The following is an 18,634-nucleotide window of genomic DNA, read 5'->3' as shown; positions in this document are numbered from 1 at the left end:
CTTTGGCGTAGCTGATTCCAACTTACAATGGCAGCACCCTGACGATTTCCTGTTGCGCATCCGCAGCGAGGGGGTTGCGCAGCGGCCGCCCGAAGCTCGGAGACTCGATTTCGAACGTGTCGCCGCCCCGTAGCCGGACACCGGCCGAAAAGCTTAAATTGCTTGCTCCGAAAAAATAGATGTGTATGTCCCCGGGACGCCGAAAAGCGCGGTACTTGAAGTGATGGTGCTCGAGGTTGGCGATGGAGTGAGACATGTTGCTCTCGCCGGAAATAAAATTCCCCGACCAAATAGGCAAGCCGGCCCTGAGAACGCGGATCGTTCCAAAGACTTCGTCCGGAAGATCGCCCATGAGCAGCTCAGGGCCGTAGGAGCACTGCCGCAGCTTTGAATGAGCGAGGTAAAGGTAATTCCTCTGCTCCATCACGTGGTCTGAATACTCATTGCCAAGGCTGAAGCCCACCCGTAGGACCTCACCTTGTTCGCCGATCACATAGAGCCCGACAACTTCGGCTTCGTCGCTCCCATCTTCAGCGTAGGAAGGTAATGTGAGCGGTTGTTCGGGGGCGACCGCCCAGGAGCCGTCGCCTTTATAGGCCCATTCCGGCTGGACACCGAGCGCTCCGGGCGGCGGCTTTCCGCCGTCCACACCGAGCTTGAACATCCGCATCGAATCCGACAGGTCGGCTGCGGCCAACTTCGCATGCATGGCGTCTCGCGACTCGGCGCTACCGAGATGCGTAAGGCCTGTGACCGCGATCATACACCGGGAGTGGTCCGGGTGATCGAGAGGCAGCAGCAGCCGCTTCTCGCTGACGATCGCATCGTAGTCGACCTGCTCCCCGAAACCATGGGTCTCGATGCACTCGGCGAGCGAAAGTCGCAAGCGTGCGGCCTCTAACGCCAAGTCGCGCACGCTAGCCGCGTTCTTCACTAAAACGGGGTCCGAATTGCCGGCTGCGAGAGCTGCAACATGGCGGCAACCGTCGGCAGATACAAATTGGATCAGTCGCACGTGGGTCAATTCCATTTCAAAGCGAGCCGCGCCAATCGCGGCAAGTCAGATTGTCATCCCAAATGGGATAGGTCAATCTGTAGCCAGACGCAGGTCAATTCTCGAGAATTCCACAGAAGTTGCTGGTATTTAGGGCTGTGGCCTGCGTGAACTTACAGCACCCTTCAGTGTGCTTAGCGAATTGAGATAGCCTAATACGAAAATGAAATGCATCATTATTGACATTGCGGCAGCGCTATGTTGTTCTTCGTAGATAATTGAGATGCTGCACAAAGATGCAGCCCATGTTCCGGGGATGAAATGGATCGCCGCAAGGTTCTTGCTGGATACGCGTCTGAGGCAGTTGGCGCCCTCGTGGCGCCTGCAGTACGCGTCAGCGCTCCCGTCGTGACGTGGCGTCTCCAATCAAATTTCCCTCGCTCGCGCGGCTCGCCTTGGTCTGTCGTGAAGACCCTCGCGGCCTACAAGATGACGCTGAGTGGCAGCAAATTTCGCATTCAATCCCTCTATCCGGTCGGCTCGACGGTCGCAGCGATGGTATCGGCGCCCGCGATTGCGCAAGGGAGCAGAGGGATTCGATCGAACGGGCTTCGACGTCAGCTCGCATGCGCGAACCGCTACTTGAAATATCTTGATGAAGAAAGGCGGAGCCGCCGCCTGCGGTCGCTTAGGCATCCGTTCGCACCGGTGTCGCCCGAAATCTCCCTGGGCTTGCTCAACTTGGCGGGTCTTCTGAATTCACACGTATTGCTCTGGGCTCGCTACGGCCAATGAGTGACCCGCGCTCTCGCGCGCCCCGAAATCCTAAACAATTTGCAGCAACGAGCGGAAGCAGACACATGCAAACAACTGCAGAACCCTCCATCGCACTCGTTCACCCCGACAAGCAAGTTACATCGAGGTCAATGACAATTGGCCTCGGCGGAGGCGTCGCGCTTGAGTGGTACGACTGGCAAGTCTACGGTTTCATGGCGGCGTTTCTTTCGCCGCACTTCTTTCCCTCCAATGACCCAATCGTCTCTCTGCTCGGTGGACTGGCGGTGTTCGGAGCGGGTTTTGTGGCGCGGCCGTTGGGGGCGGCTTTGCTCGGTCCAATTGCAGATCGCATCAGCCACAAACGCGTCATGATGATCGCGGTTACGGTAATGGCGTTGTCCTCGCTGCTGATCTCAGTCTTGCCGGCTCACAAGGACGTCGGGACCCTGGCCACCGTCGTGCTGGTTCTTCTTCGGCTCGCGCAAGGTCTTGCCACGGGCGCTGAGGCGGGCGTCGCTAACGCGATCGCAATCGAGTTGGCCCCGCCAGGGCAGGAGGGCCGGTACCTTGGTTTGATCAATGGTACATTCGTCATGCTGGGCTCAATCGGAGCCAGCCTGGTCGCATTTTTGGTGAGTGCTTCCGTTGCTCCTGAGGTCATGCGCGAGTGGGCCTGGCGTGTGCCGTTTGGGGTTGGTGGCGTGCTTGGTTTGCTTATCATCTTTCTTCGCCAAGCCATCCCGGAAACCTTGATCGCTCGCGCGATGCACCGCGCGGATGAGATGTCGCGCATTCAGGAAACGACCGGCGGCGTATGGAAGACGCTCTGGAGCGTTCGGTTGTCGCTTCTCGCTGCTATTTTGGTGGTCGGTTCCGTGCAGCTTGCGAACTACACGTATAATTTCGGTCTGCCCAACATCGCCAATGGGGTGTTTAAGGAGAATAGCACCTGGGTGTACGGCATCCTGACCCTTATGGGATTTTCCTGGATGATATTCTCACCGTCCATAGGCGCCTTTGCAGACAAGGTGCGGCCATCGCGCGCATTCATAATGATACGTCTGCTACTCATCCCATCGTTCTTCCTGACATTGCTCTATTCGCAACAGAGCCTTTTGACCTACTCAATTGTTATGCTGCTCGGGGGAGCCATGGTGGGCTGCAACATGGCGCTGTACAACTTCATAGCCACAACATTAATGCCGCGCACCGTGCGAACTACCGGCGTCGCGCTCGGCTATGCAATCGGAGCCACGTTGTTCGGCGGTACCACGCCGTATCTCCTCGTATGGTTGCAGCGCGAGAATCTGACTTGGATGTTCCCTATCTACGGATCGTTCATCGCGCTCTTGAGTGTGGTCGTCTATCAGATCGCCAAGAAGAGAGGCTGCGTCTACATAGGCGACTAGCTCAGTCTGCCCGCCTAACTCCCAGGGATACCGCCGTGTCAGTGCCGCCCACTCCGTTCTGGGGAGGGCGGCGCGCCGCGCCGTTGAGACATCCGCAACGAGTCCAATGGCTCGGAATCGTCCTCACTCCAGGTTCTGGCGCCTTGCATAACGGCAGCTAATCTTAATACTCCGAAATAGATCCTCCTCCTTTTTGCTCGCGATCATTCGAGCCAAACCAGCCAAGCTCGATGCCTGCTCGTCGAATCCCGTCAAAATAGACCGCGACAACTCGACTTTTGGCTGCAATACCGGTTGCCAGAACCGAGGACCGCGATCAATACGGCCGACAATCCAAAAGCGCTGAGACTCTCCGATTTGTGGCAGCAGCGCGGGTCGCTGCCGCATATTTCCATCGCCGACATCTATCCGGCGGTGGAAAATGGCCCCATCGCCCGCGCGATGAGTTGAGCCCATATGATGACCCGGCTTTGCCTCTATAGCGTGGCGCTCACGCCCGCACTCAATAATTGCGATCTCCGGCCCGCGGCGGGTGCCGTTCTAGATGTCCGCAGGCGACAATCTGCCAGTAAGCAAATGGAGCGCCTCGAACAAATAGTAACTACCGAAGATGAGTTCCGCATTGCTGACGTAGTCCTCGGCGCGAGAATCCTCGCGCTTGTTGAAACATCCTTCGACCAGCATGCCAGGCAAACGTTTATCGTTCTTGTCGACCGGAGTGAGATGACGTTCGACAAGCGCCAAAGCGGTCCGTTCTCCGGCTTGCCGATATAGTTGCCGCTTGCTTTCAGACGGCGCAATCGAACTCAACTTTAGAAAAGCCGACGCCATGAAGGCGGTAGCGGCAGTGTCTCGCTCAACGTTGGGGGCTTGCGGATCGTCAAAATCCCAGTATGACACGCGGTCAGCTGGCACATGGGCGATCCACCAGTCGGCCCCCTTCATGGCGGCCTGAAGCCACCGCTCTTCTGGGCCGCCGGACAAGTAACTCATCGTCGAGCAAACGACCCCCCACGCCTGTGCTCTCGCCCAGACGCTGCTCTCGCTGTAGCCTTTGTGCGTGTAGCGCCGTAAGATCTCTCCAGTCGCGGGATCAAGCGATGAGGACTGCACGAATGAGCCGTCCTCGCGCTGATGAAGTCCCAGCACCTTGTCGGTATGATTGGCGGCGACCTCACGCATTTCTCGGTCATTGGCGGTTCGAGCCGCCCAAAACAGCAACAGTGAGACGACCAAGCTATCGACACTGCTTGCAGTCGCTCCTACGTCCGAGCCCTCCTCTGCATTCGCGCCGAGGGGTACCAGGCCTAGCTTCGGATTATACCGCTGCTTGAGGTCTCGCGCCGCTGCGAGGCCGAGCGCCCGGGCGTGCTCGCTGCCGGCGAGCAGCGAGCCGAGTCCAGTCCCGTAATAGAAGGTCGCGGCCTTGAACGCGGTGTCGGCCGCAACGCGCGGCGCAAGGCGCGCGCAACCTTGCTCCGCGAGAATCCTGAAGCGCTCGCCGCCATTCCCGCGAGAGGCAAGCCAAAGCATCCCCAACCAATATCCGCCGGTCCAATCCCCATTCGCAGTTGTAGTCCAAGTGCCGCTTTCCGGGTTCGCCCAATGTGGATAGGCGTCCCCTACCTGCCGAGCCGTATCTTCGATACGCCCTACCATACGTGCGATCGGTTCTTCCCAGTCAGTCCTCATCAACACTCCCCATGAAAATTCAGAAACAGCTGCTCGAAGCTGGCGATCAAGTCAGAATCTCACGACGATTGAGATATATCAATAGCAAATTGAGGTAGTCTATAGGTGTAGCAATCTCGTATTGCGTCAAAAGGTACCCCAGGGGCGTCAAGACTGTCCTTCGTCATCCACGGGAAGAAGTTTTCGAGATCCTCCTACTCGTGATCTCGAAGCGCCGCAGACACGCAGTCGTGATCGGGGTCGCGCGATAAGGCCTCGATCCACTCGGCCAGGGGCTTCTGGTCTTCGGTGCCGACACAAGAGGATCGAGGAACCCGCATTCGTTGATCATGGTCTTTTGCAGGCAAGCCATTTGCTTGCCGATCGGAGCACGCGAGCGACATCACCGCCGGCGAGGAGTCGAGGTCGCTGCGGACCATATCGAGTAATCGGCCTCGATCGGCGCTTCGTCTGAGAGCGTACTGAGGCTGCGCAGGCGAGCAGTTGGATCTGCGCGGTTTGGCCCGTAGGTCCTCGTCGTCGAGGTCGCGGACCCGGTCTTCGGCACCACGTCGAGATCGAAGCGTCCGTCGAGGTGCGACAGGGAGCTGGATCAGGACAAAGCGGGCAGCATCAGGGATTCTGTCGTCGTTTTCGTCCCGAAGAGTTGGCAGCAGCTCGGCTGTGCTCACCAAGCCAGCGTTCGCCACCATTCCCAATTCGGCCATGCAGACGTGCACGGCGTTGTCAGGCTGCTACGCTGCCTGATCAATATTTCCCGCGTCCGCAAATCATGCCGGCGGCTTGTTGTTCGGCAGACTTCGCCGGTAGGAACCGCATTGCAGGGATCGCCTCACAAATCGCTTCTGCATCCGCGGCATCCGACTTGCTCGGCTGACATAAGGCTTTACGTAGGCTGGCATATGCGGACCAGGTGCCCAGTGATCTGGCGTGCCCAGAGTCGGCCCTTCAAAGGCCATGGAAAACATTCTGCCAGAATGAACGAATCCATGAACCATTCTGTCGTGGCCAGGGTTGTGATTCCACTACCAACATATTATTTGGGGCCCAATGCTCATATGTTCTAGTCGGGTTCGCCGCCTTGTAACAGGGGATCGGCTAACCTAATGATCAAAGCTTGGCTAGACTTTCCAATATTTGAATTGTTCGCAGTCCTCTTCGCCTTTTACGCGACGACTGGCGCTGTCATTGTGATCGCGAGTTTCAGCCCCGCAACGGTCGTGCCGGTGCGCCGCATAGAAGGCGTGGTCGCTCCGTTTTTCGGAACGGTCGGAGTTTTGTTTGCGTTCCTGACCGGATTTCTGGCCAACGATATAACCGATCGCAACCGCCAAGCGACCCGCGCGGTACAGTCAGAGGCGGCGGAACTGCGCAACATCTATGCTGTTAGTATCGCGTCCGCCTCGGACATGGGCGGCCTCCGCTCAGTACTGGCAAAATACGTCGCCGCCCTCGTGGACGACGAGTGGCCGGCGATGGCGCAGGATCAGGCGGCCAATTCGGTTAAGTCCGCCTACGACGCCTTGCTGCGAGAGGTGAGCGATCCGCGGATCGCTCAAACAGCGGGCGGGGCGGTGCAGACTGCCTTGCTAAATGCCGCAGTCAGAGCGGGCAGCGCGCGTTCCGAACGGCTCGCGTTGGCCTCCGACCGCACGTTCGATGCCAAATGGATTCTCGTCCTGATCCTTGGCGTGGTGACACAGATATCAATCGGGTTGGTGCACCTGAAGAAGCCCGGTGCGCAAATTGCGGCGCTCAGCGTGTTCTCAATCGCCGTCGTGATGGCGCTGGGACTCATTGGTCTCCAAGAGCGTCCTTTTTCCGGTGATATCCGAGTAGAACCGGGGCCTCTGGCAGAGGTCGCCAAGATCCCAGCGGAATGATGCATCATGCAAACCATTCCCGCGTGGACGCAGCTGGGAGATTTCTTGCTCCCCGCTCTCAGCACCTGCGCTTGAGCATGTTCCACAGACGCCGACCTCCAAATGTCTTTGCATTCAAATTTTGGACGCCGATCCCGTGGCTTAGAGGACCCGACCATTGGTGGTGAGCCTGCGCGCCGGGGATCGAACTGTTCACGCTGCGGGAGAAGGGCCTGGTCTCCCAGCTCGAGGACAAGTGCAAAGAGATCGACGTTCCGAGCCTGTCGATCATCGGCCCGGTGATGCAGTTGTTCGAGGCCTATCTTGGCGCCGCAACGACGGGTCGCGTCGGTGCCAGCCGGCGTGCTTCTGACAGTCGGCGTCGTTCATGGTCGGCCCCTTTCAGATCTCGATGATGAGCTTCTCGTTGAAATTCGGGTTGTCACAGGTCCGGTGCTGGCCGGGCCATGGGCCGTAGCCTTTGGCATTGCTGAGGACGCGGGTTTTGCCGATCACGGCGTCGAAGGATTCATGGGTGTGCCCGTACAGCCATAGATCTGCTGGCCGCAGCTCGTTCTTGTCCTCTGTTGTCGACTGAGGACTCATCAACGACCTCAGATCGCTGCGATAAGCGACCATCAAAAACTCTTCGAGCGTGGGTCGGAGGTCTGGATCGTGGAGATCCGCGGGAGCCGGCACCGGCGCGTGGTGCGTGGCGATCACCAACTTTTTCTCGTCGCGAGGCTTGGGCATCTCGGCTTCCAAGAACGCCAGCGAACGCCGGTGCCTGGCGAGCGCGTGCGGGGGCCGAAAGCGCTCTACGTAGTGGCCGACCCGGATTTTCTTGAAGTCATTCATGTGATCGGCGGCGACTGCCATTCCGCGATGCGCGTCGCCGAAAAGCGCGAAGTCGGTCCAGAGCGTCGCGCCGGCGAACGTCACGTCGCCGATGCGGATGGTCTCGTCCTGCAGGACATGCACATTCGTGCCGGCAGCCGCTGCCTTGGCCTTCTCGAGCGTGCGGTCGATGTCGGTCCCGTAGGCTTCGTGATTGCCCATGATGTAGATCACCGGCCGATCAGGCACGCGATCCAACAGCCAGCGGACGCCGCGCTCAGCCCTCGGCACCAGGTCGCCGGCGACCACCATGACGTCGAAGGCGGGGCGCGCGCTGCCGGACGGCAGGTCCCAGCCGCGGGTGAGTTCGATGTGCAGATCGGACATGACCCAAAGGCGCACGGTGCTACTCCTCGGTCCGGAGGGAGGCGGGGTCGACCTCCGAAGGCGTTGGTCTCGCGGTCGTAGCGGCGGCAGGTGATGAACGAGCGTTCCGCAATGCCGAATTGACTAAACCAGTAGATGTTTCATATTCATCGCGGGGTCTGCGAGAGCCTCTGCCTTGGGGCTAATTCCGCGGCTTATCATCATCTCGGCAAAACGCACTTCTCTCGCTACCGTGCCCAGGTTCCCAAATCCGCATGCGGCCACCAGACGGCCGTCGGCGGCGAGGTAAAACAGGAGCTGGCCCCTCGTGCCGAGGTTCCTGACTACGGGGATTTCTCCGTCTGGGCACAGGCCGACGATTTGCAATGTCTCGTCGTATTGATCCGACCAAAACCAGGGAACGTCGTCGAAAGGACGGTTCTCGCCCAGCATGTTCGCTGCCGCCACCACACCTTGTCGCTGTGCGTTGCGCCAGGCCTCCAGCCTGACCCGCTTTTGATAGAGGCGATGCGGAAACGAACAGCAGTCCCCCGCCGCGAAGATGTGCGGATCCGAAGTCACCAGCGTGTCGTCCAGAACGATGCCGTTGTCGACAACCAGTCCTGCCGCTTGCGCAAGTTCGACATTCGGCGTCGCACCGACCCCAACGATCACCAGGTCGGCCCCGTGTGAGCGACCACCGGTTAGCACCACGCTGGAGTGCCCTTCACTGAAGTCGACCCGCTCAACGTTTGCGCCTGTCTCAATGCGCACCCCGGAGCGTTCGTGCTTGGCCCTGATTAGTTTTTCCATAGGAGGTGGTACTGCCCGCATGAGTAACCGCGATCCTGCCTCGAGTACGACCACCGAAGCCCCTCTTAAGACCGCGCTCGCGGCAACCTCGAGCCCGATAAAGCCGCCGCCGATCACAACGACCTTGCGTCCTTGGCCAATAGTGTTGCGGATGCGAGTGGCATCCTCATACGTCCGCAGCGTCGCGACCCTCGTTCCTTCAGCGATCGGAACACTCAGACTCCGAGGTCGAGCTCCCATGGCTAGGAGGAGCCGGTGATACGCCATCCTTGACCCGCTTGAGAGCGTGACCACATTAGCCGCGCGATCAATCGCAACCACTTCGTTTCCCTGGAGATAATCGATCTCCAACTTAGCGAGGCGTTCTGCCGTCACAATCGGCTTGGGTCCAGGGGTCATCTCGTCGGTCAGGATCGCCTTGGATAGAGGCGGACGCTCATACGGAAGCATAGCTTCGTTGCCGATTAAGGCCACGATGCCTCCCCAGCCGCCTTCGCGCAGGGCGACGGCAGCGGCCGTACCAGCTTCGCCCGCCCCAACGATCACCATTGTGGACTGGTCGCTCAAGCAGCTGAACCATTTCCGAGCGCAGGCTGTGCATCGTTTGCCGCGCTCTCGAACAGGCCGCGCACCAGGGATTTGAGTAAGAGAGCCTCCTCCCAACGATCAGTGGTGTCGTTGCCATGGCGATCGCTAGTGGCATAGGGTTGCGGGCCAAGTTCGCAGGTGAAAGTGAGACGGGCACCCGCGCCGGCGCGCCTTCGCCAACTGTTGAAGCCGTATTTCCACCAACCAAGAAACAGATCCAGCCAGATTTTGTGCTGGGGGAAAGTGATCTCGACCTGAATTTGCTCGCGAGACGCCACACGGCCATGAAAAGCCCAGGTACGATCGAGTACCTGCCGCACCAGTGCTTCGTCTTCGTCCGAGATCGGATACCAGAATTCGCGCCCCAGCAAGATGTGCGAGAGATCGGCAAGCATGCGCATCCCAGGAACCTGGTCCATCAGGTCCAGTGTGAAGAGGAGATCCGTCGTCATCCTGTTGCGATGCGTCTCGAAGTAGATCGCCATGCCCGCCTCTTGCGCCACCCTGATCCAGCCCTCGAGCAGAGGGATACACGGCGCGGGCGGATGTCAGGCTGGACGTTGAGATGCAGGGCGCTGAGGTGGTGAGCAAGGTCAATGGCCGCTTTCAAGTGATCGGTCGTCCGCGGGAAGCACATACCCTCGACTGCCAGTCCTGAGCCGGCCAGGGCGCGCCCAATCAGGGCGACACGTGCAGGATCAGCGCAGGAGGTGCTGATGCCGTCGAAGCCCGCTTTTAGGATCATCGCGATGTTATGGTCGATAGAACGCTCGACCCCATCGGGTTGGCGTCGTTCCATCGCCCACAGGGACTGTAGTATAAGCAAGCTCTGCTTTGACATCGTCGTGCTTTTGACTTCAGAGCTTGATGAAGACGGTACCGTTCTCGACCTTCACCTCGTAACTGCGCAGGTCAACACATGCAGGCAATGCGCGCGACTCGCCGGTGCGGTAATCGAACGTCCCGAAGTGCTTCGGGCACTCAATGATTCCCCCATCGACAATGCCGTCCGCAAGATGGACTTTCTCGTGAGAGCAGTGGCCGTCAATCGCGAAGTAGTCGCCCTCCGGAGAGCGAACAATTGCAAACGTACGGCCGCCGTGATCGAGGCGAATGGTCTCTTCGGGCATCAATGCGTCAGTGGCGCAAGCCGCTACCCATTCATCCTGACTAGTCATTTACATCTCCTCTGAGTCAAACTCACAGCAACTGCGCCGATGCGGTAGCAAGATCCGCGGGTCGGCGGCGCCAATGTTGCTGGTGGGTGGAAGGGAAAGTCGCAGTATGTAGCCATCGTCCATCAGAAGAGTCGGAAAGACCGTCCGATCTGCCTTACCAATTCCGGGCTAATTGCCGCGCGCCCACTTCTTGGCCTTTATGCGCTTGTACATCCTCTCGTCGGCTTCGGAAGAACCGTCGTGAGCTGTGCCGAACCATTCGTCGAGCGGGATGCGCCGCTCTCCATAATTCACTTCAAAATACTTGTGATGCAGGTAGTGATAAAAGTTGTCTGTGCTGATGGCTTTTGCATCGTCCACGACCACCCGGTCGAAACCGGTATGAGACTTCGCCGGTGACAACCCCGCGTGCATGAGCTGAAACATTGCATGCACCGGATGGGAGGGCAGGACGAAATGGATCAGCACGCCGGAAAAATAGCAGATGTGCTCGAGTGTAGATGCTGACAGGCCGGACCAAGGTCCCGGGTTAACGTTCTTGTGGTGTATCTTATGTACGATGTGGTACAGCGGTCCCATATGAATGAGCCGGTGAATGAGATAGAAGTGCAACTCGCGCCAGGCCGGCATCACCAACACAAGGGCGGCGCAGTACGCGGGGTGAGTTCCGAAATCGACGTACGGCAAATAGCCGTTAGCATACATCCACCAGGTAAGAGCCTCGTATGCGGTCCATACCGGCACGCCGCTACACATAGTCCAAAATACGTTTTCAGCTGTCTGGCTTCCGAACAGGAAGGTAGTGTTGTCGGTGTCGGGCCACTTTGCGTTATATTTGAAGTTCGTTTGTTGACGTCGTTGGACATAAAGGATGAAGTGGAAGGCGCCATAGACAAGGACCGTTAGCCCGGCATTGCGCAGAAGGATGAGCGAAAGCCATTCAGTGTGGAATTCCCGCATTGTATCAAGCGCGGGTGTCAGATAGATCCACGATACGAGCGAGATCGCGAAATAGAGGGTATTCCAAGGCAAGAGATACCCCGGCAACCAACGAAGAATTTTCTTCGGCTGCACCGGCCAGACAAAAATCGGCGCGCGTTCCGGCCTCTTGTTCGGCGTCCAATTACCGCGTTTGTCGCGCGTACCGTATAAGATGTCATCCATATTTGCCTCCGCTCCGCCGGATCTTTGACGTGAGATGCTCGCCTACCTGAGCGAAATTCTTCAGGTACCGAGAAATCGTAATTTCGTCTGTATCGCTGCCCCAGCGTGCCAACGAGGATCAAAAACCTCCTTGCTCCAGCGCTGACAAGAATGCTGCGAATTCATCGTCGTCGATCTGCGCGGATTCCTGCGGTCCCGGAAACGCATTCGCATTGACGTCGGCGCGGAACGCACTGAGAGCTTTCACACGCTCTTGTTTGAGGCGTTCTTGTATGGCCTGCAGGTTTCCATAGGTCCGAGCGTGCCGGGGACGCCGGCCTTCCTCGCCACATATGTCTGCGGTGAAGAGAAAGATCACCTCTGCATCAGGTCCGGAGCCAAGCGAAATCGTGACCAGCCCGCTTCGCCGGCGGATCTCTGCCATGACTCTGGCCGGAATGACCTCGCATTCGACGGCAAACGCGCCGGCCTCTTCTAGACGGCGGAAGCGATGGAACAACTCCAAAGCTTCATCTGCTTTCTTGCCGACCGCACGGAGCTTTCCAACCCAGGTCGATTTCCTCGGAACTAGCCCCAGATGACCAACGACCGGAATATCTTCGGCCGCGAGCACAGCGACGGTCGCCATGCCGCGCGCTGTGATCACGGCGTCTGCGCCGTCGGTCAACGCCTTTAATGCGGTGCGTAGGATATCGTCCTGGGTTGCGGCATCGGCAAAGCCGAGCGCCGCCGTGACGAAAAGCTGCTTCGAGCCCTTGCGAACGGCCTCCACGTTGCGGGCGCGGGTGACCAGCATCTCGATACCAGATTGTTCCGCAGCTGCTGCCTCGTCCGCCGTCTCAGCGGTGACTTGAGTGTAGCGCCTGCCGGAGTCTTTGGCGCCGCGCAGGTCGGCCACCGTCACTGTGCGCTGGGCTTCGCGTGCGGCCCAATCGTAAATCCGGGGCATCTTGCAATTCAGCTCTCTAGCTTCGTGCCAAAGTTCCAACGCGCCCGCTGGTCAAAGAATTCCGGACGGAAGACTTGCTACCAGGCAGCGACGTATCGTCCTTCGGCCGAGTGCCCCAAAAACTCGCCGAGCCGCCGGTGGCGACCACGCACATGGTTCGATGTGCGGGACGCCCTGCAGCGATGGCAAGATCAGGCGAATAGGAGTTCGGCAGGTTTTGGCATTCTGGCTTACAGACGATCCTCACCTCGCTGCGATTCCTCTTAATGTTGGCCCGGGCAACTCGACATCCGGAAGCTTTGTGGTTTAGGTCCATCCTGCTTTCCTTCAACTCAAGGCGGAGAATTTACGATACATCTCGTCGGCTGCTCTGCGCGTTGCCATGCCAGGAATGACCCCGAGCTTCGTGCAGACCAGGGCACCGCAGCAGACCCCGAAGCGCGCGGCCTCGATCACATCGTGGCCTTCGGCCAGAGCCACGGCGAAGCCGGAATTAAACGCGTCGCCTGCGCCCGTCGTGTCCACTACGTTGACCTCGGCAGCCGGGATGGCTGCGTCGATCGCTTCGGTGACGACGAGCACGCCGCGGTCGCCAAGCGTTACAATCACATTGGCGGCGCCGCGTTTGCGCAGTATTTCCACGAGCTCGCGTGAGGGCCGCGGATCGTCCGGCCGCAGACCGAGCAGAATACGAAGTTCACTTTCGTTCGGCGTCAGGTAATCGACCAACGGGAAGATCTCATCCGGAAGCGGCACGGCGGGGGCCGGATTGAGGATAGTCGTTTTGCCGTGCTTGCGGCCTAGCTCCATGGCTCGCATTGCTACCTCGACAGGAGGTTCGAGGACTGCCATGACGATGTCGCTTTCCCGAATACGGCCCTCGGCACGATCCACAAAAGCTGCATCCATGGCGTTGGTGGCGCCATAGTCCATGATGATAAAGTTCTCACCACGCTCGTTGAGAATGATGAAGCCCACCGCCGTCGGACTTTCGGCGATTTGGTTGACATGCGTGGTGCCAACGCCTTCGGCCTTGTAGAGGTCGGCCGCGATATCGGCGAACTTGTCTTTCCCGATGATGGCTACCAGCGACGAATCCGCGCCTAGTCGCGCAGTCGCAACCGCTTGATTGGACCCCTTGCCCCCAGGCCCCATATCGAAACTGCTGCCTAACATCGTGACGCCGAAGACCGGGATGTTCGGAGCGCGAATGGTAAGTCCCACTGCGAAGCTGCCGACCACGGTGATTCTCGGTTTACTCATCAATTCCTCCCTGAATGTGCCTGAAGCCAGCGCGATGGTGTCGATTGCCTTCACGATATCGGCAGCGGAAGAGAAGAACATCCTTGCTCGGCGTGTGTTGGCGCAGTTCGCGGGCGGTGAGTATCGGCACCGGATCCCCCTGAATCCTCGCAGCAATTACTCAGGAATACAAAACGTGCATCCTGGATGCCGATCGGCGAGTTTGATTGTTAGTCGTTATCTGCGAGCGTAGGCGTGGAATTCGCGGGTGGAAATGGACAAAGCACGCTTCGGTTTATATAAAACACGCATGGCATTATTACCGCAGCGCACAGTTTTTCCGGAAAGCTATCAGTACGTCCTTCCTGACGCCGCCTGGACTCGCTGCGCCTTTACGGTGCTTAGGGCTGGCAAAGCCATCACCGCGCGCGACCACCACATCGCGCGAGACAACTATCCGGGTCAGGACATTCTGTACTGCACAGCGGGACGTGGCTTCGTATCCAGCGAGGGCAGGACATTCATTGTTGGGCGCAATCAGTTGATTTGGATTGCCAACGAGGCGCCACATGCGCACTGGCCGGACGAGAGCGATCCCTGGACCGTTCTATGGGTAAGGATCGACGGACCGAACACGCCGGCTATTCGCCAAAAAGTGTTCGGCACCGGCGCAACCCTCGCAACGATATCGGCACCGAAAGACCTCGAACGGTGGTTCGGAAACCTGTTTGATGTCTTGCGCGCCAGAGATGATAACGTTGATTTGGCCCTCAATCGCCTCGTGGCGGAACTGCTGCACCTCATCGCAGCACCGTCTAAGCAAGGTGATTCCCGTCTCCCCGCTCCATTGCGGGCCATCGTCTCAAAGATGCGGCAGGCACCGGAGCGATCTTGGCATGCCGACGAACTGGTCGCGGTCACGGGCCTGAGTGCCGCACAGACGCGGCGGCTATTCCAAAGGCATCTGCAGATCAGCCCAAGGCGCTGGCTGATCCGAGAGCGCATCATGATGGCGCAGAAGCTGCTCTTGGAAAGCGACGCCGGGCTCGGTACCATTGCCGAACGCTGCGGTTTCTGCGACGTCTATCACTTCAGTCGTGAGTTTAAACGTAGCACCGGCACAAGCCCTCGAACTTGGCGGCGCGCCGAAGGAAGTTGAACTGGCGTGCGCACAGTTTTCATCGAAAATATTATGTATTTCGCGTCTTTGTCGTTTCGTGATCAAGCGCTTTGACGGCGCAGTCGTCTTTCCTGCTGTGAATGCGTTTAAGCCTGCTCGTTGTCGCGATCTCGTGCTCAATCCGGTCGCAACTTTGACGTTCAACAGAGGGGATCGTTAGGCCAACGTCAATGTGCCTCCGATCGCATCCCGATGAAACGGTTCGTCTGCCGTTGAAACTTCGTCGAAATGGCGATGCGCTAAAAATCGAGCGCGGTTGAGCGTTTGTGTGCCGACTTGTCAGAATCGCGACACTCGGTCGAACCGGCGACAGAGGCTTGATAAGAATACGCAAAAGAAATCATCACTTACGGTTTGGCACGCGCTTTGAAAAGCCGTCCACTATCTCTGGGTCTCTTCCAAGAACAGGTGATGTTGGAATGAACGTGCCGAATTTGACGAAGCGAGCAAATAGCCTAGGAACCGACAAGGGAGATGAGGTTGGCGACGCACATGGCTACACCAGCTTCTACTCTTTTCTATTCGAAGAATTCCGCGACGAACCTTTCACGATGGTCGAGATTGGATTGCAGCATGGGTACGGCTCTCTCGATCCCGGTGCGTTGCTCGCTCGCAAGGTCTACGACATTCCGTCCATCAAGATGTGGCTGGAGTTCTTTCCCAAAGCCAACATCGTCGGCTGCGACATCTCCGATTTCAGCGCCTTTGAATTGGACCGATTCCGTTTCGAGCGCCTTGACATGGGAGACGCGCTAGCCCTGGAAAGACTTGCGAGCTCACTACCTCCCGTAAGGATCATCATCGAAGATGCTTCGCACGCAGCTTACCACCAGCAGCTTGCTCTCGGAAAGCTGTTCCCCATCGTTGAGCCAGGGGGCTTTTACTTTATCGAGGATCTGCATGCCACGCACGCGATTGCCGCAAGGCTACCGGTCTGCGATCCGACTGAGGCCGTGGTTGAGAAGTTCAAGCAAACGCGTCAGTTCGACATTCCGTTTCTGAGTGGAATCGAGCGCAGAAATCTTGAGACCTCGATCCGGAAAATGTTTATCCACCGCAACGATAAGGGGGGCGTCAGCGACTGGACCTTGAAAATGGTTGGATTTGAAAAGTATTAGAGATTGAATTGCGACCTTACGTGATCCAAGGTGGTTCCCTGTCATTGATCGCCGGCGGAAGCAATCTCGTTTACGCCGGCATCTTTCAAGAACTGAGCCAAGATCGTCCGCGAACTTTAGTCATGACAATCGTGGCAGGGGCATTCTGCTGCGGATGCTGCGCAAGCTCGGCAGCCGTAGATCGAAGACTACACTGAAGACGAGCATGGGGCTTCAGTGGGGCCGCGAAGATGGTGCATGCAGACCAGCGACACCTCGTTGGCAGTAGCTGCGCAGCACCTTCACTGCCTCTACCCAACCTTACCCAACTGCGCGCGTCACCAACCTTATAGCCGGCCTCCGCCCGGTCTAAGGGTGCCTGGTTTAAATGATCGGGGAGGAAGATCGTGGCTCACCATTGCACGGATGACCAGAGGTCAGTCCGGGATGGTAGTCCATCCAAGCTGCGCGCGGTCGCGATCGTGGCAACGCTGGATACCAAGGGCCGCGAAGCATCCTATCTCAAAGATATCATCGAGGCATGTGGCCGCAAAGTCGTCCTGATTGACATCGGCACCTCCGGGTCGGCTGCGAGGACAAAACAACCCGATCGTAATGGCCCTCGTGTCGTCTCGCCGGCCGAGCTCCTGAAGGAGATAGCCGCAACGACGAGCGAAAGGGTCCGTGTCCTCCTAGCAACGGGCGCCATTGGCGCGATTGTCGGAATTGCCGGTGGCAAGGGGAGCGCAGTTTTCGGCGAGATCGTGGCTGATTTGCCCTATGGCTTTCCCAAGCTGCTCGTGAGCAGTGCAAGGCCAGCGCTGCTCGCTGAATTGGCCGTCCATAGCGACATTATCCTCTATCCAACGCTCGTCGATCTCTTCGGGATCAACACCTTTACCGAACGGGTATTGGAGAATGCGGGGAGGGCCATTGCGGCCATGAACTATGCGCCCACGAAGTATGGGCGGAAAAGGAAGGTCGTTGCCATCACGGCTTTCGGAGTGACGACGCCTGCGGCAAATCACTGCGTGGCGCGCCTTGCCGAGGCTGGCGTAGATACGGTTGTCTTTCCTGCCAACGGGGCCGGCGGTCGCAAAATGGAGCAGTTGATCGCGGCCGGCGAATTCGACGCTGTGATCGATCTGACCACAACGGAGCTGGCCGACGAGATTGTTGGAGGCACCGCCAGCGCCGGTCCGGATCGACTCAAAGCAGCATCACACATCCCGCAAGTGATCGCGCCTGGTGCGGTCGACATGGTCAATTTTGGTCCGCCATCAAGCGTTCCTGATCAATTTCGCGGCCGCCAGCTGTACTCCCATACGCCCTATACGACTCTCATGCGCACAACTCCTTCTGAAAACGCGAGCATCGGCCGGCTCACGGCCGAGCGGCTATCGCGGGCAAAGGGGCCTGCAATTGTGCTTTGGCCCGCGGAAGGTGTTTCCGATTATGACCGCGAGGGCGGTATTTTTCGCAATCCCGAGGCAGACAGTGCTTGGCTCGACGCGGTCAAGGCTGGTCTCGCGCCGAACATTAAGGTTCGTGAACTGAACTGCCACATCAATGATCCCGAATTTGCCGAGAACGCCACGACGTGGATCCTCGAGCGGTTGGGGCAAGGGGCTCATTGCGATGCGCATGTTTGAGCGAGCCGAAATCCTTTCCAGGATCGGCCAACAGGTCGATCAAGGAAAAGCGGTTCTTGTCGCCGGGAGTAGCTGCGGCCTGGTTGCGAAGTGCGCTGTCCTGGGAGGCGCCGACATGCTGGTGGTCTACAGCACCGGGCTGTCCCGTCTCATGGGACTTCCCACGAGCCGGATCGGTGATTCGAATGCGCGTACCCTCGATCTCGCAGCAGAAATCCGCAACGTCGTTTCTTCCGTACCTGTCATAGGCGGCGTCGAAGCGTGGGATCCTCTTCGCCTCGACCTTGATGCCCTTCTGGACAAGTTTTGGGCGGCCGGCTTCTCCGGCGTGATTAACTATCCGACCATCTCCACCATGGGCGAAAAATGGCGTGACCGCCGCGGCCGGGTCGGGCTTGGCTTTGAACGTGAGCTCGAAATGATCGCGACTGCCCGCAAAAAGAACCTCTTCTCGCTGGCCTATGTCGCAAGCCCGGAAGACGCCAAGGCGATGGCCAGCGCAGGAGCCGACTGCATCGTCCCGCATGTTGGCGCGACCCGTGGCGGGCTCGCCGGGCATGAAGAAGGCCAGTCGATACAAGAGGCGATCAGGCGCATCAATAACATCAATATCGCAGCGAGAAGAGTGCGCTCGGACGTTGTCCTGCTTTGCCATGGCGGGGCAATCGCAGAGCCGCAGGATACAGTCGAGGTCTATCGGTCGACGAAGTGTGTCGGCTTCGTTGGCGCATCCTCCATTGAAAGAATCCCAATTGAGCGGGCAGTGAAGACGGCGGCAGAGCAATTCAAAGCTGTCTCGCTTCCCCGAAATCACTGACGCTCATGGGCAAATCT

Annotated in this window: 14 protein-coding genes and 3 pseudogenes; 7 read left to right on the top strand and 10 right to left on the bottom strand. The window is 58.5% G+C overall.

Features of this window, described 5'->3' with window-relative positions:
* Positions 1-22: 22 nt before the first annotated feature.
* Positions 23-1,030 carry an AraD1 family protein gene (gene araD1 / locus SO140_RS33230; RefSeq protein ID WP_498543631.1) on the bottom strand — a complete coding sequence of 336 codons (1,008 nt, stop codon included), beginning with the start codon at positions 1,028-1,030 and terminating at the stop codon, positions 23-25.
* Positions 1,031-1,854: 824 nt separating this feature from the next.
* On the opposite strand from araD1, the gene SO140_RS33225 reads away from it, so the two are divergent.
* Complete coding sequence (locus SO140_RS33225) at positions 1,855-3,180, top strand: MFS transporter (protein WP_498543630.1); 1,326 nt, start codon at positions 1,855-1,857, stop codon at positions 3,178-3,180.
* A gap of 540 nt (positions 3,181-3,720) precedes the next feature.
* Here SO140_RS33225 and SO140_RS33220 read toward each other — a convergent pair.
* Together SO140_RS33220 and SO140_RS33215 are read right to left on the bottom strand one after the other, a co-directional pair.
* Complete coding sequence (locus SO140_RS33220; RefSeq protein WP_498543629.1) at positions 3,721-4,713, bottom strand: hypothetical protein; 993 nt, start codon at positions 4,711-4,713, stop codon at positions 3,721-3,723.
* A gap of 877 nt (positions 4,714-5,590) precedes the next feature.
* Positions 5,591-5,771 (bottom strand): annotated as a pseudogene (locus SO140_RS33215) (IS110 family transposase); the annotation flags it as partial.
* A 207-nt stretch (positions 5,772-5,978) separates the two neighbouring features.
* On the opposite strand from SO140_RS33215, the gene SO140_RS33210 reads away from it, so the two are divergent.
* Complete coding sequence (locus SO140_RS33210) at positions 5,979-6,755, top strand: bestrophin-like domain (protein ID WP_449379853.1); 777 nt, start codon at positions 5,979-5,981, stop codon at positions 6,753-6,755.
* A gap of 173 nt (positions 6,756-6,928) precedes the next feature.
* Positions 6,929-7,090: pseudogene (locus tag SO140_RS33205) on the top strand (phosphoenolpyruvate synthase regulatory protein); the annotation flags it as partial.
* A 46-nt stretch (positions 7,091-7,136) separates the two neighbouring features.
* On the opposite strand, the gene SO140_RS33200 reads toward SO140_RS33205, so the two are convergent.
* The 7 genes and pseudogenes from SO140_RS33200 to SO140_RS33170 all read right to left on the bottom strand — a co-directional run bounded on the left by SO140_RS33200 (position 7,137) and on the right by SO140_RS33170 (position 13,973).
* On the bottom strand, positions 7,137-7,958 hold the full coding sequence (locus tag SO140_RS33200) for a metallophosphoesterase (RefSeq protein ID WP_498543644.1): 822 nt from the start codon (positions 7,956-7,958) through the stop codon (positions 7,137-7,139).
* Positions 7,959-8,081: 123 nt separating this feature from the next.
* Entirely contained in the window at positions 8,082-9,317 is a 1,236-nt protein-coding gene (locus SO140_RS33195; RefSeq protein WP_498543628.1) for an NAD(P)/FAD-dependent oxidoreductase, read from the bottom strand.
* Positions 9,314-10,179, bottom strand: a pseudogene (locus SO140_RS33190) (sugar phosphate isomerase/epimerase family protein). The gene SO140_RS33195 and the pseudogene SO140_RS33190 overlap by 4 nt, the downstream one beginning before the upstream one ends.
* Positions 10,180-10,195: 16 nt before the next feature.
* Positions 10,196-10,516: a MocE family 2Fe-2S type ferredoxin gene (locus SO140_RS33185; RefSeq protein ID WP_498543627.1), complete on the bottom strand. Its 321-nt coding sequence runs from the start codon at positions 10,514-10,516 to the stop codon at positions 10,196-10,198.
* Between the two features lie 168 nt (positions 10,517-10,684).
* Positions 10,685-11,680 (bottom strand): sterol desaturase family protein, encoded by a 996-nt coding sequence (locus SO140_RS33180; RefSeq protein ID WP_498543626.1) that lies wholly within the window; start codon positions 11,678-11,680, stop codon positions 10,685-10,687.
* Positions 11,681-11,798: 118 nt separating this feature from the next.
* The gene (locus SO140_RS33175; protein ID WP_498543625.1) at positions 11,799-12,629 is read right to left on the bottom strand and encodes a 3-methyl-2-oxobutanoate hydroxymethyltransferase; all 831 of its coding nucleotides are present in this window, start codon (positions 12,627-12,629) and stop codon (positions 11,799-11,801) included.
* Positions 12,630-12,956: 327 nt separating this feature from the next.
* A complete protein-coding gene (locus SO140_RS33170) occupies positions 12,957-13,973 on the bottom strand; it encodes a ribokinase (RefSeq protein ID WP_498543624.1) in 1,017 nt (338 codons plus the stop codon).
* A 172-nt stretch (positions 13,974-14,145) separates the two neighbouring features.
* Between SO140_RS33170 and SO140_RS33165 the strand changes: the two genes are divergently transcribed.
* From SO140_RS33165 to SO140_RS33150, 4 genes are all read left to right on the top strand, one after another.
* Positions 14,146-15,030 (top strand): helix-turn-helix domain-containing protein, encoded by an 885-nt coding sequence (locus SO140_RS33165; protein WP_449379894.1) that lies wholly within the window; start codon positions 14,146-14,148, stop codon positions 15,028-15,030.
* A 440-nt stretch (positions 15,031-15,470) separates the two neighbouring features.
* The gene (locus SO140_RS33160) at positions 15,471-16,169 is read left to right on the top strand and encodes a hypothetical protein (protein ID WP_498540388.1); all 699 of its coding nucleotides are present in this window, start codon (positions 15,471-15,473) and stop codon (positions 16,167-16,169) included.
* Between the two features lie 386 nt (positions 16,170-16,555).
* Positions 16,556-17,800 carry a Tm-1-like ATP-binding domain-containing protein gene (locus SO140_RS33155; protein WP_498543623.1) on the top strand — a complete coding sequence of 415 codons (1,245 nt, stop codon included), beginning with the start codon at positions 16,556-16,558 and terminating at the stop codon, positions 17,798-17,800.
* The gene (locus tag SO140_RS33150) at positions 17,787-18,617 is read left to right on the top strand and encodes a phosphoenolpyruvate hydrolase family protein (protein ID WP_449379845.1); all 831 of its coding nucleotides are present in this window, start codon (positions 17,787-17,789) and stop codon (positions 18,615-18,617) included. The genes SO140_RS33155 and SO140_RS33150 overlap by 14 nt, the downstream gene beginning before the upstream one ends.
* Positions 18,618-18,634 lie beyond the last annotated feature (17 nt).

It is taken from the genome of Bradyrhizobium sp. UFLA05-108, from assembly GCF_059803455.1.
This window is presented reverse-complemented; position numbering and strand designations above follow the sequence as displayed.

Bases quoted from the DNA above. Each gene is read 5' to 3' on its own strand.
- araD1 (WP_498543631.1), bottom strand. From the start codon at position 1,030: ATGGAATTGACCCACGTGCGACTGATCCAATTTGTATCTGCCGACGGT.
- SO140_RS33225 (WP_498543630.1), top strand. From the start codon at position 1,855: ATGCAAACAACTGCAGAACCCTCCATCGCACTCGTTCACCCCGACAAG.
- SO140_RS33220 (WP_498543629.1), bottom strand. From the start codon at position 4,713: ATGCTTTGGCTTGCCTCTCGCGGGAATGGCGGCGAGCGCTTCAGGATT.
- SO140_RS33210 (WP_449379853.1), top strand. From the start codon at position 5,979: ATGATCAAAGCTTGGCTAGACTTTCCAATATTTGAATTGTTCGCAGTC.
- SO140_RS33200 (WP_498543644.1), bottom strand. From the start codon at position 7,958: ATGTCCGATCTGCACATCGAACTCACCCGCGGCTGGGACCTGCCGTCC.
- SO140_RS33185 (WP_498543627.1), bottom strand. From the start codon at position 10,516: ATGACTAGTCAGGATGAATGGGTAGCGGCTTGCGCCACTGACGCATTG.
- SO140_RS33180 (WP_498543626.1), bottom strand. From the start codon at position 11,680: ATGGATGACATCTTATACGGTACGCGCGACAAACGCGGTAATTGGACG.
- SO140_RS33175 (WP_498543625.1), bottom strand. From the start codon at position 12,629: ATGCCCCGGATTTACGATTGGGCCGCACGCGAAGCCCAGCGCACAGTG.
- SO140_RS33170 (WP_498543624.1), bottom strand. From the start codon at position 13,973: ATGTTCTTCTCTTCCGCTGCCGATATCGTGAAGGCAATCGACACCATC.
- SO140_RS33165 (WP_449379894.1), top strand. From the start codon at position 14,146: ATGGACAAAGCACGCTTCGGTTTATATAAAACACGCATGGCATTATTA.
- SO140_RS33160 (WP_498540388.1), top strand. From the start codon at position 15,471: ATGAACGTGCCGAATTTGACGAAGCGAGCAAATAGCCTAGGAACCGAC.
- SO140_RS33150 (WP_449379845.1), top strand. From the start codon at position 17,787: ATGCGCATGTTTGAGCGAGCCGAAATCCTTTCCAGGATCGGCCAACAG.